Below are 14,943 nucleotides of genomic sequence, written 5' to 3' on the forward strand. Positions count from 1 at the left end.
TGAACGCTAACTCGTTCCGCCGACAGTGAACGGGTACGACCCGGCGCGGCCCGTGTCGTAGGGTTTCAGCAAGAGCAGAAAGGCGCACCGTGGACGTTCGCATCGGCATCCAGAACTCCCCCCGTGAACTCTCATTCGAGACCTCGCAGACGGCGGCGGAGGTGGAGACGGCCGTCGCGGCGGCCCTTGCCGGGCAGGCCGCGCACCTGAAGCTCTCCGACGACAAGGGCACCGTCTACGTCGTGCCGTCGGCGGCGCTCGCCTACGTGGAGATCGGCTCCGAGGAGTCGCGCCGCGTCGGATTCGTCGCCTGACGATGGAGCTCCTCTTCGTGGTGCTCGGCGGGGCGATCCTCGGCCTGGCCGCGCGGTACGCGCTCCCGCGTCGCCACACCTACGGCAGTGCGCTCGTCCCGGCCATCGGCGCCGGCGTGGCCGCGATCGTGTGGGTCGCCCTCACGTGGCTCGGCTGGGCGTGGGACGGCGGATGGATCTGGGTCGTGTCGCTCGCTGCGGCCGCGCTCGCCTCGGTCGGTGCGGTGCTCCTCATCGGCCCGCGCCGGGAGCACGCCGACACGGCCCTGTTCGAGCGCCTCGCCCGCCCCGGGGCATCCGCGCGCAAGGCCTGACCGACCGGTGTCGCGACTCGCCGATCAGCCGGTGAGCCCGAGCGCGCGCCGCGCGTGCGGCGAGCGCGAACGCGTGCCCCTCAGGCGGTGAGCCCGAGTGCGTCCATGCGACGCGTGTGGTCGGCGATGAGCTCGGTGAACACCGGCTCGACGTCGTCGCCGGATGCCTCGGACGCCCGCAGCGCCGACCGCGCGATGAGCAGCGTGTCGCCGACGAGGCTGCGCCCCCAGAGCGCGAGCCGGTCGGCGAGGTGCGGGTCGGTCGAGACGGCCGCCTTCAGCTCGGTCTCGAGTACGGCCGACGCACCCTCCTCGTCGAGGATGGCGCGCACGCGCGAGCCGAGCTCGACCGGCAGTCCCTCGGCGAGGCGCGAGAAGTAGCCGTCGAGCATCCCGGCCGTGACGTGGATGCCGAGCAGGAGCTCGTACCAGTCGGCGCCCGAGGAGACCAGGCGGAACCGGTCGGTCGCCGGCGCGAACGGTGCCATCACGTCGTCGGGCTCGACGCCCAGGCGGCGGAGCTCCGCGATGAGGGCGTGGTGCTTGCGCAACGCGACGCCCGCCGCGGCGCTGAGGCCCTCCTTCGCGGGCAGCGTCGGCGCGGTGGCCACCGCCTTGGCGAGGTTCTCGAAGAACTCGAGCTGGATGTACGCGGCCTGGCCGAGGAACGGCACGGGCTCGGGCACCAGCTCGGTGAAGTCGACCTTCGCCAGCTCGGTGGGGGCGACGCGGGGACGCAGGCGCGGCGTCTCGGGGCGGGAGACCCGCCGATTCGTCCAGAACACCACGGGGACAGCCTATATCCGAGCCTCCCGGGTGCCCCGTGGGGGGCCGACGGGCGCGTTCCCGCGGCCTCCGCGCGGCCCCGCGACAGTCTCTCAGGCGCACTCCGATAGGGTGGAGGGGCATGCGGGCATTGGATCCGCGGCCATGCGCCTGTGATCGAGACGAGGCGCATCCCCCTCATCACGAACTTCGACAGGCAGATCTTTGACTACTTTCACCGACCTCGGCGTCGCGTCCGACATCGTCGACGCCCTCGCCGGGAAGGGCATCGTCGATGCCTTCCCCATCCAGGAGCAGACCATCCCCCTCGCCCTCTCCGGGCAGGACATCATCGGCCAGGCCAAGACCGGCACCGGCAAGACCTTCGGCTTCGGCCTCCCGCTGATCCAGCGCCTCGGCGACGCGCCCGAGCCCGGCGTGAAGGCGCTCATCGTGGTGCCGACCCGCGAGCTCTGCGTGCAGGTGACCGAGGACCTCGAGCTCGCCGCCTCCAACCGCCCGACGACCGTCGTCTCCATCTACGGCGGCAAGGCGTACGAGGGCCAGATCGAGCAGCTCAAGGCGGGCGCGCAGATCGTCGTCGGCACGCCCGGCCGCCTCATCGACCTCGTCAACCAGCGCCTCCTGTCCCTCGCCGACGTGCGCGAGATGGTGCTCGACGAGGCCGACAAGATGCTCGACCTCGGCTTCCTGCCCGACATCGAGAAGATCTTCGCCAAGGTTCCGGCGGTCCGCCACACCATGCTGTTCTCGGCGACGATGCCGGGCCCGATCGTCGCGCTCGCGCGCCGCTTCATGACGCGCCCCATCCACATCCGCGCGAACGACCCCGACGAGGGCCTCACGCAGGCGAACATCAAGCACCTGGTCTACCGGGCGCATTCGCTCGACAAGGACGAGGTGATCTCGCGCATCCTCCAGGCCGACGGCCGCGGCAAGACCGTCATCTTCACGCGCACCAAGCGCGCGGCGGCGAAGCTCGTCGAGGAGCTCAACGACCGAGGCTTCAACGCCGCCGCCGTGCACGGCGACCTCAACCAGGACCAGCGCGAGCGGGCCATGGCCGCCTTCAAGGCCGGCAAGAAGGACGTGCTCATCGCCACGGATGTCGCGGCGCGCGGCATCGACGTCGACGACGTGACGCACGTCATCAACCACACCATCCCCGACGACGACAAGGCGTACCTGCACCGCGTGGGTCGCACGGGCCGCGCCGGCAAGACCGGCATCGCCGTGACGTTCGTCGACTGGGACGACCTGCACAAGTGGGCGCTCATCAACCGCGCCCTCGAGTTCGGCCAGCCCGAGCCCACCGAGACGTACTCGTCGAGCCCGCACCTGTTCTCCGACCTCGACATCCCCGAGGGCACCAAGGGCCGCTTGAAGCCCACGGCCGCCGCGGCGCCGACGCGGTCGAGCACGGCGGGCCGCAGCGAGGGCCGCGCCGAGGGCGCCGAGCGCGCACCCCGGTCGCGCTCGCGTCGTCGCACCCGTGCCGGCCAGCCGGCCGGCGACGGCGGCGAGCAGGCCGAGAAGTCCGACACGGCGGTCGCCGCGGTCAAGGAGCCCGGCACCGGCACGCACGACGGCAAGGGCCACGAGCACCACGACGGCAACGCGGCACCGCGTCGTCGTCGCCGCCGTCGCGGTCCGCGGACCGGCGGGGCCGCGCCGCAGGCCTGAGCACGCGCGGGCGACGGCGCGTGACGCGCGCTCGCGCCAAGCCCGAGCGCCCGCGCCCTACGGCGTGACGGGCGCCGAGCCGCGACCCTCGGCGATGATGCGCTCGACGACCTCGGGCGCCGTGCGCAGCTCGCCGAGGCGGTTCGGCTTGCCCGTGCCGTGGTAGTCGCTCGAGCCGGTCACGGCGAGTCCGTGCGTGCGCGCGAGCTCGCGCAGCCGGGCCTTCGCGTCGGCGCGATTCTCGGGGTGGTCGATCTCGAGGCCGAAGAGCCCGGCGTCGACCAGCCGCCCGAGGCGCTCGGGCGGAATGACGCGCTCGGCGCCGCGCGTGCCGGGATGCGCGAGCACGGGCACGCCGCCGGCGGCGCGGATGAGCCGCACGCCGGTGAGCGGGTCGGGCGCGTAGTGCGGCTGGGCGTACCCCGCGCGCGGGTGCAGGATGCCGGCGAAGGCCGCGGACCGCGTGGCCACGTGCCCGCGGGCGACGAGCGCGTCGGCGATGTGCGGACGGCCGATCGTCGCACCCTCGCTCGTCTGCGCCAGCACGTCGTCCCAGCTCAGGTCGTAGTCGCGGCCGATGCGCCGCACGATCTCCTCGGCGCGGGCGAGGCGCGACTCGCGGATGCGCGAGGTCTCGGCGAGCAGCCGCTCGTCGAGCGGGTCCACGAGGTAGGCGAGCATGTGCACGCTCATGAAGCCCTCGCGCGTCGACAGCTCCATGCCCGGGATGAGCACCACGCCCGTGGCCGGCACCGCGGCGGCCGCCTCGGCCCAGCCGCTCGTCGAGTCGTGGTCGGTGAGTGCCACGCCCCAGAGTCCCGCCGCGGCCGCCTGAACCATCAGCTCGGCCGGCGACTCCGTGCCGTCGGACACCGTCGAATGCGCGTGCAGGTCCGCCTCGCCGACGGTGAGGGGGGCTGCTGGCATCCCCTCATGCTAGTCCCGGCATCCTCCCAGCCGATCGGCGGCGGCGCCTCGGCCGCGCGCGCCGAGCCTCGCCTAGGCTGGGTGGAATGCTCCCCCGCATCCTCGGCTGGGCTCTCGTGCTCGGCACCGCCCTGGTCGCGGCCGTGCTCCTGTGGCCGCAGGGCTTCGGGCTGCAGAACCAGTGGGTGGCGGCGCACGTCGTGGCGCTGCGCGGCGCGGCGGCCGCCTGCGCCGGCGTGGCCGCGCTCGTGCTCGCGCTGGCCGCGATCCCCCGCGCCACTCGCGTGTTCGGCATCGCGATGGCGCTGGTCCTCGCGCTGTTCGCCATCGGCAACGTCGCGGTGATCGCCGCGCGCGGCACGGGTGGGTCGGATGCCGCGGGCGAAGCAGCATCCGTCACCGTGCTGAGCTGGAACACCCTCGGCGAGGTGCCCGACGCCGCGACCATCGCGGGCCTGGCGCTCGACGAGGGCGCCAACGTGGTCGTGCTCCCCGAGACGACCGATCCGCTCGGCGAGGAGGTTGCGATCGCGATGCGCGAGGGCGGACGGCCGATGTGGGTGCACACGGTCGCGTTCGACGACATCGCGAAGGCGCGATCGACGACGATCCTCATCTCGCCCGACCTCGGCGAGTACGAGGTGGTGTCGGCGCTCTCCCCCGGGCCGCCCGGCAACACCAACACCCTGCCGTCGATCGTCGCCGAGCCCGTCGACGGCGACGGCCCGCGGATCGTCGCCGTGCACGCGGTCGCGCCCATCCGCTGGGAGCTGCGCAACTGGCGCAGCGACCTCGACTGGCTCGCCGAGCAGTGCTCGGGCGGGAACGTGATCATGGCGGGCGACTTCAACGCGACCGTCGACCACTTCGCGGGTCGCGGCGTCGACGGCGGCGACCTCGGCCGGTGCCGCGACGCGGCCGTGGCGGCGGGCGCCGGCGGCCTCGGGACCTGGCCGACCGACGTGCCCGAGCTCCTCGGCAGCCCGATCGACCACGTGCTCGCCACCCCGGGCTGGCGCGTCGACGCGTTCCGCGTGATCGGCGACGTCGACCAGTCGGGCAGCGACCACCGGCCCGTCGTCGCGACCCTCACCCCCGTCGGGTGAGGACGTCGGACGGTGCGAGAATGGAGCACATGTCCGAGACGAGCGACACCAGCACGACCACCGCACCCACCGCCCCCGACGAGGAGGGCCGCAACGCGAATCGCTCGACCACCCCGGGCTCCGAGGGCTTCAAGCGATTCATCGGCGACGGTTGGGCCGAGCGCGACGAGACCCTGCCGCCCGCTCGCGAGCAGGCCGCCCACGCCGCGGCGCGTCGTGCCACCGTCTCGGCCGCGTTCCCCGGCCAGCGGCTCATCGTGCCCGCCGGCGACATGAAGCAGCGCTCGAACGACACCGACTACCCGTTCCGCGCCCACTCCGCGTTCGCGCACCTCACGGGCTGGGGCTCCGACTCCGAGCCGGGGGCCGTCCTCATCCTCGAGCCGACGGCCGACGGCCACGAGGCGACCGTCTACTTCCGCGAGCGCGCCGGACGCGACTCCGAGGAGTTCTACGCCAACCCCGCCATCGGCGAGTTCTGGATCGGCGCACGCCCCTCGCTCGTCCACGTGGCCGCCGACCTCGCGCTCGCGACGCGCGACCTGGCCGACCTCGACCACCTGCTCTCGGCCGTCGACACCGCGACGCTCGTGGTGCGCGAGGCCGACGCCGCGATCACCGAGCGCGTCGACCACGCCCGCATCCGCTGGGCCGCCGAGACGGCGCTGTCGACGAACGCCGCCGACACCCCGTTCTCGCTCGAGGTCAACGCCGAGCACGAGCCCGACGCCGAGCTGGCACGGGTCCTGTCCGAGCTGCGCCTCGTGAAGGACGACTACGAGGTCGCCGAGCTCCGCGCCGCGATCGACGCGACGCAGCGCGGCTTCACCGAGGTGCTCGAGGAGCTCCCGCGCATCACGTCCGAGGTGCGCGGCGAGCGCGTCATCGAGGGCGTGTTCGCCACGCGTGCTCGACTCGACGGCAACGACGTCGGCTACGGCTCGATCGCCGCAGCCGGCCCGCACGCCACGATCCTGCACTGGACCCGCAACGACGGCCCCGTCGTGCCCGGCGATCTCGTGCTGCTCGACGCGGGCGTCGAGCGCGACAGCTACTACACCGCCGACATCACGCGCACGTTCCCGGTGAACGGCACCTTCTCGGCCGTGCAGCGCCAGGTCTACGAGGCCGTGCTCGAGGCCGCGGATGCCGCGTTCGCCGTCGTGCGGCCGGGTGCGATCTTCCGCGAGGTGCACGCCGCCGCAATGGCGGTCATCGCGCGCAAGACCGCGGAGTGGGGCTTCCTCCCGGTCTCGGCCGAGGAGTCGCTCGAGCCCGAGAACCAGTTCCACCGCCGCTACATGGTGCACGGCACCAGCCACCACCTCGGCCTCGACGTGCACGACTGCGCGCAGGCGCGCCGGTCGCTCTACCTCGACGGCGAGCTCGCGCCGGGCATGGTCTTCACGATCGAGCCGGGCCTGTACTTCCAGCCCGACGACCTCACGGTGCCCGCCGAGTTCCGCGGCATCGGCGTGCGCATCGAAGACGACATCCTCGTGACGGCCGACGGCGCCGAGAACCTCTCGGCGCGCATCCCGCGCACGGTCGACGAGGTCGAGGCCTGGGTCCGCGGCAGCCGCGGCTGACCGCTCGGGTCGTCAGGACTCGCCGGCGTCGCGCAGTGTTCGTGCGCGGCAGCCGCGACTGACCGCTCGGGTCCTCAGGACTCGCCGGCGTCGCGGCGCTCGCGCGCGGCGCGTCGGGCGGCGTCCTGCGCCTCGCCGTAGGTGAGCGGGCGGGACCCGTCCTGGCCTTCGGCGCTGCCGGGCTGGGGCGCGACGGGCGCCTCGGGCTCGCCGGCGGCGGGCTGCGCGGGTGCGGTCGGCGGGGTCGGCGGCACGATGGGGGCCGATGCGACGGGCGCGAAGCCCGCGGCATCCGTGCCCAGCACCGTTCTGGCCCGGGCGACGTGCTCGGGCTCCGCGATGATCGCGTAGCGCGTGGCGAGCACCTGCATGACCGACGTGAAGTCGCGCCGGCGGCGGTTGATCGAGTACGAGACGAGGCCGAAGATCATGCCGAACCCGGCGCCGATGAGGATGGCCGAGCCGAGGATGCCGAGGCCCGCGCCCGTGGGCGAGAAGATGAAGAAGAGCAGCCCGAGGAACGTGCCGAACCAGGCGCCCGAGAGCGCGCCGGCGCCGGCCGCGCGGCCCCAGGTCAGGACGCCCGTGATGCGCTCGACGCTCGTGAGGTCGGTGCCGACGATCGCGAGCTCCTTCACCGGGAAGGCGGCCTTCGCGAGCTTGTCCACCGCGGCCTGCGCCTCCTGGTACGTCTCGAAGCTCGCCACGGTCTCGCCCTTCGGCAGGGTCGGGAACTGACGTGCCGTGCGGCCGCCGAAGGGTCCAGGGTTGCTCACCCGGTCATTCTCCCATGGGCGCCCGCGCAGGGCCGGGGAACGGGCGTTCTTCCCGGTTCCGGGGGCTAAGTTGGTAGTCGTGAGCGCCACGAGAGTCTTCGTCGCCCGACTCGCCGGGTGCGCCGTCTTCGACCCCGCCGGGGATCGGGTCGGCAAGGTGCGCGACGTCCTCGTCGTGTACCGCAAGAACGACCCTCCGCGCGTCGTGGGCCTCATCGTCGAGATCCCAGGCAAGCGCCGCGTGTTCGTGTCGATCGGACGGGTCACGTCCATCGGCGGCGGCCAGATCATCACGACCGGGCTCATCAACCTGCGCCGCTTCGAGCAGCGCGGCGGCGAGGTGCGCGTCATCGCCGAGATGCTCGGCCGCAAGGTCGTCTTCAACGACGGCTCCGGCGAGGCGACCATCGAGGACGTCGCGATCGAGGAGCAGGAGCCCGGCGAGTGGGAGGTCGACCAGCTCTTCGTGCGCCGCCCGAAGGCCAGCGCGTCGCCGTTCGCCAAGGGCCAGTCCGCCTACGTCACCTGGCGCGAGGTGCGTGAGCTCGCTCCCAAGGGCGAGGCCCAGTCGGCCGAGCAGCTCATCGCCACCTACTCCGAGCTGAAGCCCGCCGACCTCGCGAACACCCTGCTCGACCTGCCGGCGCAGCGGCGGCAGGAGGTCGCCGAGGAGCTCTCCGACGACCGGCTCGCCGACGTGCTGGAGGAGATGCCCGAGTCCGACCAGGTCGACATCCTCGCCCGGCTCGGCGACGACCGTGCCGCCGACGTGCTCGACCACATGCAGCCCGACGACGCCGCCGACCTGATCGCGCAGCTGCCCGAGGAGCGCGGCGAGCACCTGCTCGAGCTCATGGAGCCCGAGGAGGCCGACGACGTGCGCTTCCTCCTCTCCTACGGGCCCGACACCGCGGGCGGCCTCATGACGACCGAGCCGATCATCGTGTCGGCCGACGCGACCGTGGCCGAGGGCCTCGCGCTCATCCGCCGGCACGACCTGCCGCCCGCGCTCGGTGCCGCAGTGTGCGTCACGCTCCCGCCCTACGAGCCGCCCACGGGCCGGTTCCTCGGCATGGTGCACTTCCAGCGGATGCTGCGCTACCCGCCGCACGAGCGCCTGGGCACCCTCATCGACGCGGGCCTCGAGCCCGTGACCGCCGACACCTCCGCCGCCGAGGTCAGCCGCATCCTGGCGAGCTACGACCTCGTGTCGGTGCCGGTCGTCGACGAGAAGCATCGACTCGTCGGGGTGGTGACCATTGACGACGTGCTCGACTACCTCCTGCCCGATGACTGGCGAAGTCATCCCGAGGAGACCGAGGTGGGCCGCCGCGCCGCGGCGCGTGCCCAGCTGACCACCGGAAGCATCCCGATCCCGAACGGAAGGAGGGCAGGAGATGGCACGCGTTGACGTCGAGGACCGCCGGTTCGACACCCCGAAAGGCATCCGCCGATCTGCGCCCTTCCGTGGAACGGGCGACAACGACCGCTTCGGCCGCTTCACGGAGTGGGTCGCGCGCGGCATGGGCACCCCGGGCTTCCTGCTCGGGCTGTCGGTGTTCGCGATCACCTGGATGGCGTGGAACACCTTCGCGCCCGAGCCGTATCGGTTCGACTCCATCGCGATCGGGTTCACGGCCCTCACCCTCGTGCTCTCGCTGCAGGCCTCGTACGCGGCGCCCCTGATCCTGCTCGCCCAGAACCGGCAGGACGACCGCGACCGCGTGCAGATCGAGCAGGACCGCCAGCGCGCCGAGCGCAACCTCGCCGACACCGAGTACCTCGCCCGCGAGGTCGTGGCGCTGCGGCTCGCGGTGCGCGATCTCGCGTCGCGCGACTTCATCCGCGCCGAGCTGAAGGCGGTGCTCGAGGAGCTCGACCGCCGCGACGAGGAAGAACGCGAGCATGCCGCGTCCTGACCTCGAGGCGTCGGTGCGTGCGGCGCTCGGGTCGGTGATCGATCCCGAGATCCGCAAGCCCATCACCGAGCTCGACATGGTCGACTCGGTGATGGCCGGCGACGACGGGCGCGTGCACGTGGGCATCCGGCTCACGATCGTCGGATGCCCCGCCTCCGACCGCATCGAACGCGACGTGCGGCAGGCGGCCGAGGCCGTCGCCGGCGCCGGCAACGCCGACGTGACCCTCTCGGTCATGACGCCCGAGCAGCGCGCCGCGCTCACCGAGCGGCTCCGCGGCGGACGCGCCGCACGCGGCAACCCGTTCGGACCGGGGAGCCTCACGCGCGTCATCGCGATCACGAGCGGCAAGGGCGGGGTCGGCAAGTCGACGCTCACCGCCAACCTCGCCGTCGCGCTCGCCGCGCGCGGTCTCTCGGTCGGGCTCGTCGACGCCGACGTGCACGGGTTCTCGATCCCCGGCCTGCTCGGCCTCGTCGACGAGCACGGCAACGCGGCGCGGCCCACGCGCGTCGACGAGATGATCCTGCCGCCCGTCGCGCACGGCGTGAAGGTGATCTCGATCGGCATGTTCGTCGAGCCGACCGAACCCGGTGGGCGGGCGTCGTCGGTCGCCGTGGCGTGGCGCGGGCCGATGCTGCACCGCACGCTCTCGCAGTTCCTCACCGATGTGTACTTCGGCGACCTCGACGTGCTGCTCGTCGACCTGCCGCCCGGCACGGGCGATGTGGCCATCTCGCTCGGCCAGCTGCTGCCGAACGCGGAGGTCGTGGTCGTCACGACGCCGCAGCCCGCCGCGGCCGACGTGGCCGAGCGCTCGGGCGTCGTCGCCCGGCAGACCGGGCAGCGCATCGTCGGCGTCGTCGAGAACATGGCGGGCTTCGCCGGCCCCGACGGCCTCGTCGAGCTGTTCGGCTCGGGCGGCGGCGAGCTCGTCGCCGAGCGTCTCTCCGAGGGCCGGCCGGCGCCGGTCCCGCTCCTCGCGAGCGTGCCCCTGAGCATCGCGCTGCGGCAGGGCGGCGACGCCGGCGTGCCCGTCGTCGTGGCCGCGCCCGACGATCCCGCCGCTCGGGCCATCGAGGACGTCGCGGCGCAGCTCGCGGCGCTCCCGCGCGCGCTCGGCGGCCGCCGGCTCGACGTCACGGTGCGGTGAGACGGTGAGCAGGCGCCGCCCTGAGCCCGTCGACGGGATGCCGCACCGCCGCGTCATCCGCTCGCTCGCGCTCGTCGGCGCCCTCGCAACCGCTGCGACCGTGCTCGCCGGCTGCGCTGCACCCGCGGCGCCGGCCGAGGAGCCGCTGCCCGACGGCCTCGCCGTCGCAATCCAGCAGGGCCGCCTCGACGTCGTGAACGGGCGGCTCGTGGTGCGCTTCGTCAACTCCGGCGCCGAGCCGGTCACCGTCGAGGGGTTCGAGGTCGAGACGCCGACGTTCGCCGAGGGGCTCGAGCGCACGAAGCCGTTCGAGTTGGGCGGCGGCGGCGACGCGATCGCGATCCGGCTCGACCTGCCCGAGAGCCGGTGCGACGCCGAATCCGGCCCGGTCGTCGTGCACGTGAGCACCCGCACCGCGTCGGGGGTCGAGGCGACCGGCGACCTCACCGCCGACGATCCGTTCGACACGGTCGCGCGCGTGAACGCGGAGGACTGCCTCGCGGCGTCCGTCGCGGACGTCGCCGCGATCGTGCTGCCCGAGCACCTGCGCTCGACCGGCAGCGGCCCCGATCGGCGCGCGTTCATCGACGTGACGATCGAGCCCGTGGCATCGGGCGACACGACCATGCGCATCGACCGGGTGTACGGCACCACGCTGCTGAACGCCGAGGACGGTATCGACTGGACGCTCGGCATCGACGTCGCGGCCGGCGACCCGCCGCTCGTGCTCAGCCTGCCGGTGCGGCCGGCGCGCTGCGACGCGCACGCCATCGCCGACGACAAGCGCGGCACGATCCTCCCCTTCGAGATCGAGACGGGCGACGGACGGGCCGGTCGCCTCGACGTGCCGAGCGATCCGGGGCTCAAGGCCGAGCTGTACGCGTACTACGGCGAGCGCTGCGGGCTGGAGGCTCCCGCCGGCTAGGACCCCCCGGACAGGTCCATCGACGCGGCGGCGACCGCGGACTAGCATGCGACGCATGACGGACGCGCCGCAGTCGAGTGGATCCCCCTCCTCCGGGTCGAAGGGCGGCGGCTGGCTCTCGGACCTCCCCGAGTGGGCGCGGTGGGCGATCCCGGTGATGCTCGTGTTCCTCGGCATCGGCCTGGTCGCGACCTTCCTCCGCTACACCGGCGGCGCGTCGTCGTCCGACCCCGACGCGCAGGTGCAGTCGCTGTGCCTGACCGCCGTGCAGGACGACCTCGAGGCCCGCGGCAACACCGTCGAGGACCTGCCGTTGTTCTCCGACGTCCAGCAGGTCGACGACGCCGAGTACCGTACGCAGGGATCGGTGTCCTACGAGGAGGACGGCGAGAGCCAGGAGCGCACGGTCCGCTGCGTGGTGCGGGTCGACGAGGACGGCACGATGACGGTCGCCAGCGTCCGCTTCGGGGGCTGAGCAGCGCCGGCTGAACAGCGCTAGTCGGATGCCGCGGGGCGCGGCTCGACCACCCGGGCGAGCAGTTCCACGAGCAGCCGCTCGGTGAGCGGGCCGGGCAGCGCCTCGACGAGCGCGAGCACCGGTGCCAGCCGATCGGGCAGCGCACCCGTCGCGCCCGCGCCGCCGAGCAGCCCGAACGCGGCGAGCAGCGACGCGGCCGATTCGCTGTCGAGGCCGGCGGCGCCGCCCTGAGCCTGTCCAAGGGATGCCGCGGCGAGCGCGTCCGTCCCGCCGGGCGGCTGCGCGGCGAGTCTGGCGAGCAGCTCCCCGCCGTCGATCGGCGGCGCGCCGCGGACCGCGTCGGCGGCGGCCACGAGCGCGGCGGACAGCTCGGGCAGCACGGACTCCGTCACGGGCGTGATGGTGAGGTGCGTCGTGTGCGGCAGGCGCGTGCCGTCGGACTGGACGAGGCCGGGCTGCAGCTGCAGGTGCCAGCCCGCGGTGCGCGCGGCATCCGCCCAGTGATGCGGGTCGACGCGACGATCGGGCGCGACCTCGTCGTCGGTCGCGACCGCGAGCAGCGGACCGGTCGGGTCGCCGACCACCCGGAGCCCCTCGATGCCGTCGACGTGGGAGCGGAGCGCGGCCGTCGCGCGGGCGGCGCGGCCCGTGAGCTCGACGAAGCCGGGCTCACCGAGCGCCTGCACGATCGCCCAGGACGCGGCGAGCGGTCCGGCCGGCCGGGAGCCCGCGAGCGTCGGGTTGACGACCGGGTAGCCCGGCCAGGCCGTCGTCGCGAAGTACTGGCGGCGCTGGCGGTCGCGCCCCCGCGTGAGCAGCACCGAGATGCCCTTCGGGGCGTAGCCGTACTTGTGCAGGTCGGCGGAGAGGCTCGTCACGCCCGGCACCGCGAAGTCCCACGCCGGCAGCTCACCGGGCCAGAACGCGAGCGCGAACCCGCCGATGCAGGCGTCGACGTGCAGCGCGATGTGGCGGGCGGCGCAGATCGCGGCGACCTCGGCGACCGGGTCGAGCGTCGCGAAGGGGTACGAGGGCGCGCTGACGACCACGAGCGCGACGTCGTCGCCGAGGCGCTCCTCCAGGTCGTCGACGCGCGGGGCGCCGGTCGCCGGGTCGACGGGGACGAGGTCGAGCGCGAGGCCGAGCAGCTCCGCCGCCTTGTGGAACGCCGCGTGCACCGTGACGGGCGCGACGAGCCGCGGGGTGCGCGGCGTGCCCTCGCGGGCCGCACGCCACGCGTCGCGGGCCGTCTTCACCGCGAGGATGCAGCTCTCGGTTCCGCCCGATGTCACCGAGCCGACCACGAGCTCGGCGTCGGCCTCGGCGCCATCGCCGTCGCCCACGCCGCCGGCCTCGCCGTGGAACACGCGACGAGCGAAGCCGACCACGGCCGACTCCATCGCGGCGACCGACGTGAACGTCGTCGGGTCGAGCCCGTTCACCGGCTGCACGAGGCGAGCAGCCTCGCCGGCCAGCTCGTCGAGGGCGTGCTCGCCGGAGTCGTACACGTACGAGAGCACGCGTCCGCCATGCGTCGGCGCGTCGGCGGCGCGGAGGGACTCGAGCTCGGCGATGACCTCGGCGGGGTCGCGCCGGAACACGCTCACAGCGCCACCGCCCGGAGCGCGGCATCCGCCTGGATGTCATGCCTGCGGAGCGGGTAGCGTCCGATCGGCACGAGGCTCAGCAGCACGAGCGCCGCGGGCAGCAGGCTGAAGCTGACGACGATGCCGACGACCGCCGCGGCGGGCTGCTCGACGACCGTCGATCCGGCCGACTCGACGTAGCCCGTGACCGCGAGCGCGATCGTGAGCAGCGTCGCGCCGAGCGCCATGCCTGCGGTCTCCCCGGCCGTCCAGATGCCGCCGAAGCTGCCCGCACGACCCTCGCCGTGCTGGCGCGCGTCGTGCGAGATCACGTCGGGCAGCATGGCCATGGGGAGCGACTGCATGCCCGCGTAGGCGGCGCCCGCGAGGGCGACGGGCGCATACACCCACGCCCCGGGCGCCCAGAGCATGCCGACGAGCGACGCCGCGGCCACGGCGAACAGGATGCTCGCGATGGCGAAACCGCGCTCCTTGCCCACCCGGCGGGCGACCTGCTGCCAGACCGGCGCGCAGAGCACGGCGGGTGCGATGAGCGCGATGAACAGGAACGTCACGGCGCTCTCGTCGTGCAACACCCAGGTCGCGACGAACTGGGCGCCCGCGAGCATGACGCCGGTCGCGAGCCCCTGCAGCACGAAGGCCGCGAGCAGGTCGCGGAACGGGCGACTGCGGCGGAGCGCCCCGAAGCCCTCGGCGTAGCCGGCGCGAAGGCTCCGCGGCTCGTGCCGGCCGCTCGGTGCACCGCGAGCGGCGGTGAAGGATGCCACGAGCATCCCCGCCCCGATCACGACGCCGGCGACGACCGCCATTACGAGGTAGCCGACGTGCTCGTCGGCGAACGCGGCGCGCACCTCGGGGCCGCCCGCGCCGAACAGCAGGATCGCCACCGTGAGCACCACCACGCGCCAGGTGAGGAGTCGCGTGCGGGCGTCGTAGTCGCTCGTGAGCTCCGCCGGCAGCGCGATGTACGGCACCTGGAAAACGCTGAAGGCCGTCGCCGTCGCGAGGAACGCGACGAACACCCAGGTGCCGGATGCCGCGGGGTCGAGCCCCGCGGGCACCGCGAACGTGAGCACGAAGCCCACGGGCAGCGCGACCGCGCCTACGATCATCCACGTGCGGCGCGTACCGGTGCGCGCGAGCGCCCGGTCGCTGCGCTCCCCGATCCACGGGTCGATCACGACGTCCCACACCTTGGCGGCGGTCACCACCAGCCCGGCCACGAGCGCGGCGACGCCGAGGGTGTCGGTCAGGTAGTACACGAGCACGAGGCCGGGCAGCGTCGCGAACCCGCCGGTGCCGATCGAGCCGATCGCATACCTGGTCACGACGCCACGGGACAGGGATCGCTCCGGTGCGGTCATGG

Annotated in this window: 15 protein-coding genes; 10 read left to right on the forward strand and 5 right to left on the reverse strand. The window is 73.6% G+C overall.

All coding sequences use genetic code 11. The features are described 5' to 3' along the window. Nucleotides 1-89 precede the first annotated feature (89 nt). Together ACFVN5_RS12300 and ACFVN5_RS12305 are read left to right on the forward strand one after the other, a co-directional pair. Nucleotides 90-314 carry a DUF3107 domain-containing protein gene (locus ACFVN5_RS12300; RefSeq protein ID WP_376955458.1) on the forward strand — a complete coding sequence of 75 codons (225 nt, stop codon included), beginning with the start codon at nucleotides 90-92 and terminating at the stop codon, nucleotides 312-314. 2 nt (nucleotides 315-316) lie between these two features. Continuing rightward, on the forward strand, nucleotides 317-628 hold the full coding sequence (locus tag ACFVN5_RS12305; RefSeq protein WP_376955459.1) for a hypothetical protein: 312 nt from the start codon (nucleotides 317-319) through the stop codon (nucleotides 626-628). An 80-nt stretch (nucleotides 629-708) separates the two neighbouring features. Here the strand turns inward: ACFVN5_RS12305 and ACFVN5_RS12310 are convergent, their stop codons facing one another. Next, nucleotides 709-1,416: a ferritin-like fold-containing protein gene (locus ACFVN5_RS12310; protein ID WP_376955460.1), complete on the reverse strand. Its 708-nt coding sequence runs from the start codon at nucleotides 1,414-1,416 to the stop codon at nucleotides 709-711. Between the two features lie 202 nt (nucleotides 1,417-1,618). Between ACFVN5_RS12310 and ACFVN5_RS12315 the strand changes: the two genes are divergently transcribed. Next, nucleotides 1,619-3,097, forward strand: a complete 1,479-nt coding sequence (locus ACFVN5_RS12315) for a DEAD/DEAH box helicase (RefSeq protein WP_376955461.1) — start codon at nucleotides 1,619-1,621, stop codon at nucleotides 3,095-3,097. Between the two features lie 57 nt (nucleotides 3,098-3,154). Here the strand turns inward: ACFVN5_RS12315 and ACFVN5_RS12320 are convergent, their stop codons facing one another. Further along, nucleotides 3,155-4,024, reverse strand: coding sequence for a PHP domain-containing protein (locus ACFVN5_RS12320; RefSeq protein WP_376955462.1), 870 nt, complete (start codon nucleotides 4,022-4,024; stop codon nucleotides 3,155-3,157). A gap of 86 nt (nucleotides 4,025-4,110) precedes the next feature. On the opposite strand from ACFVN5_RS12320, the gene ACFVN5_RS12325 reads away from it, so the two are divergent. Continuing rightward, the gene (locus ACFVN5_RS12325) at nucleotides 4,111-5,130 is read left to right on the forward strand and encodes an endonuclease/exonuclease/phosphatase family protein (protein ID WP_376955464.1); all 1,020 of its coding nucleotides are present in this window, start codon (nucleotides 4,111-4,113) and stop codon (nucleotides 5,128-5,130) included. 29 nt (nucleotides 5,131-5,159) lie between these two features. Beyond that, nucleotides 5,160-6,719: an aminopeptidase P family protein gene (locus ACFVN5_RS12330; RefSeq protein WP_376955465.1), complete on the forward strand. Its 1,560-nt coding sequence runs from the start codon at nucleotides 5,160-5,162 to the stop codon at nucleotides 6,717-6,719. 74 nt (nucleotides 6,720-6,793) lie between these two features. On the opposite strand, the gene ACFVN5_RS12335 is transcribed toward ACFVN5_RS12330, so the two are convergent. Continuing rightward, nucleotides 6,794-7,495: a general stress protein gene (locus ACFVN5_RS12335; protein ID WP_376955466.1), complete on the reverse strand. Its 702-nt coding sequence runs from the start codon at nucleotides 7,493-7,495 to the stop codon at nucleotides 6,794-6,796. 79 nt (nucleotides 7,496-7,574) lie between these two features. On the opposite strand from ACFVN5_RS12335, the gene ACFVN5_RS12340 reads away from it, so the two are divergent. Genes ACFVN5_RS12340 through ACFVN5_RS12360 form a run of 5 tightly spaced genes read left to right on the forward strand, consistent with a single transcriptional unit; the run spans nucleotide 7,575 to nucleotide 11,967 of the window. Next, nucleotides 7,575-8,906 carry a magnesium transporter MgtE N-terminal domain-containing protein gene (locus tag ACFVN5_RS12340; RefSeq protein WP_376955467.1) on the forward strand — a complete coding sequence of 444 codons (1,332 nt, stop codon included), beginning with the start codon at nucleotides 7,575-7,577 and terminating at the stop codon, nucleotides 8,904-8,906. Beyond that, a complete protein-coding gene (locus tag ACFVN5_RS12345) occupies nucleotides 8,893-9,414 on the forward strand; it encodes a DUF1003 domain-containing protein (RefSeq protein WP_376955469.1) in 522 nt (173 codons plus the stop codon). The genes ACFVN5_RS12340 and ACFVN5_RS12345 overlap by 14 nt, the downstream gene beginning before the upstream one ends. Then, nucleotides 9,401-10,567: an Mrp/NBP35 family ATP-binding protein gene (locus ACFVN5_RS12350; RefSeq protein ID WP_376955470.1), complete on the forward strand. Its 1,167-nt coding sequence runs from the start codon at nucleotides 9,401-9,403 to the stop codon at nucleotides 10,565-10,567. Before ACFVN5_RS12345 ends, ACFVN5_RS12350 begins: the two co-directional genes overlap by 14 nt. Nucleotides 10,568-10,571: 4 nt before the next feature. Further along, nucleotides 10,572-11,492, forward strand: a complete 921-nt coding sequence (locus ACFVN5_RS12355; RefSeq protein WP_376955471.1) for a hypothetical protein — start codon at nucleotides 10,572-10,574, stop codon at nucleotides 11,490-11,492. A gap of 55 nt (nucleotides 11,493-11,547) precedes the next feature. Then, entirely contained in the window at nucleotides 11,548-11,967 is a 420-nt protein-coding gene (locus ACFVN5_RS12360; RefSeq protein ID WP_376955473.1) for a hypothetical protein, read from the forward strand. 20 nt (nucleotides 11,968-11,987) lie between these two features. On the opposite strand, the gene ACFVN5_RS12365 is transcribed toward ACFVN5_RS12360, so the two are convergent. Both ACFVN5_RS12365 and ACFVN5_RS12370 read right to left on the reverse strand, forming a co-directional pair. Further along, on the reverse strand, nucleotides 11,988-13,577 hold the full coding sequence (locus ACFVN5_RS12365) for a pyridoxal phosphate-dependent decarboxylase family protein (protein WP_376955475.1): 1,590 nt from the start codon (nucleotides 13,575-13,577) through the stop codon (nucleotides 11,988-11,990). Continuing rightward, nucleotides 13,574-14,941, reverse strand: coding sequence for an MFS transporter (locus tag ACFVN5_RS12370; RefSeq protein WP_376955476.1), 1,368 nt, complete (start codon nucleotides 14,939-14,941; stop codon nucleotides 13,574-13,576). The genes ACFVN5_RS12365 and ACFVN5_RS12370 overlap by 4 nt, the downstream gene beginning before the upstream one ends. Nucleotides 14,942-14,943 lie beyond the last annotated feature (2 nt).

Source organism: Agromyces sp. NPDC057865, from assembly GCF_042796995.1.
In the GTDB taxonomy this organism is placed as follows: Bacteria; Actinomycetota; Actinomycetes; order Actinomycetales; family Microbacteriaceae; genus Agromyces.